The organism is Bowmanella yangjiangensis (assembly GCF_017255015.1).
Classification (GTDB): Bacteria; Pseudomonadota; Gammaproteobacteria; order Enterobacterales; family Alteromonadaceae; genus Bowmanella; species Bowmanella yangjiangensis.
This window is the reverse complement of sequence record NZ_JAFKCS010000224.1, coordinates 1-1,362: the sequence shown is the minus strand read 5'-3', so window position 1 is coordinate 1,362 and position 1,362 is coordinate 1. Positions and strand designations below refer to the sequence as shown.

At 59.5% G+C, this 1,362-nt stretch carries 2 protein-coding genes; both read left to right on the top strand.

Going from position 1 to position 1,362, the window contains the following annotated elements; translation table 11 throughout:
• Positions 1-865 (top strand): FkbM family methyltransferase (locus J0A65_RS23515; RefSeq protein WP_206596709.1); only part of this gene is annotated, 865 nt, incomplete at its 5' end.
• A gap of 75 nt (positions 866-940) precedes the next feature.
• Positions 941-1,362, top strand: a 422-nt coding sequence (locus tag J0A65_RS23510) for a hypothetical protein (RefSeq protein ID WP_206596708.1), incomplete at its 3' end; no start/stop codon positions are given.

The following is a 1,362-nucleotide window of genomic DNA, read 5'->3' as shown; positions in this document are numbered from 1 at the left end:
AGCCTGTGTGTTGATCGGCGTGTTCAACGCCCATGTGGATACCCAGGTCATTTTCGACGACCTCGAGGCCCTGGGTTACGCCCGCATTGTCAGCATGGTGGAGTTCGTTCGCCTCTACCCCGAGGACCAGCCGTTTCGTTATTGGCTGGTCGAGCCGCAGTTCTACGAGCGGCACGCCTCTCGTGTCGATTCGCTGCGCGCAGCGCTGGCCGATGAAGCCAGCAAGACGCTGCTGGACGCGATCGTGGAGTATCGCACCCAGGGTGACCCTCGCTGCCTGCCTCCGGTTTCTGCTCAGCAATACTTTCCCAGCGACCTGCCTCGCCTGCCCGAACCGCTGCGTTTCATCGACTGTGGCGCCTACACCGGAGATACCGTCCAGGCGTTTCTGGGCGCGGGCGTTCGTTTCGCCAGCCTGGCGACGTTCGAGCCGGATCTGGATAACTATCGATACCTGACAGCGCAGCTCGGCTCGGTTCCCGGAGCGATCCATTTCCCCTGTGGCGTGTCGGACAGCAACCGAGTGAGTGGTTATGATCCTGCATTGGGGGCGGGCGGTCACCTCATCGAGTCGGGCGGCAATCCCGTGTGCTGCGTTCGTCTGGATGACGCGTTGCCGGGTTTTGCTCCCAACTTCATCAAGATGGATGTCGAGGGGGAAGAACCTGCAGCGCTACGCGGTGCGGAGAATCTTTTGCGCACACATCGCCCCCGTCTGGCCATCAGTATCTATCACCGCGCCGAGCATCTCTGGGAGATAGCTGAGCAACTGCAGGATTACGACCTGGGTTATCGACTTTACCTGCGCTGTCATTCGCCAAGTACCTTCGATGTGGTGCTTTACGCTGTACCAGGACGCTCATGATCCGCATGGCTTCCCGGAAACCCTGGCAGTCAAACAGGCGCCGGTCGCTTTACAAGGAAATTTCAGGTGCGATCAATGAACGAACTTTCTTCGATGGCTGAGTCTGTCGTCGTTTACGGCGGCGGTCAGATAGGCGTCGGGTTCTGTCGGCGTTTGCTGCAGCACGGCGTGAGTGTGCGCGCCATCATCGATCGCAAGCCGGAAGGTGTCGCGGATTCGCCAGTGCCGGTAATGAGCGTCGAGGCATGCCTGCAGCAGCACGGTAACGTGCCGGTCTTCGTGGCGATAGGTAATGGCCTCGCTCATCCCGAGATCGCGCGTGTTCTGCGTGGTGTTGGCTATACGACGATTCTTCACCTGCCGGTTTATCTCCGCGGAGAGAAGGCCGCTGCCATGACGCGTGCGTGGAATGCCTTCTATTCCGGAGATTACGCTACGCCCTGCGCAAGTTTTGACGAGCTGTATACCGTTCGAGCCGCAGACTACATTCTGAGTAC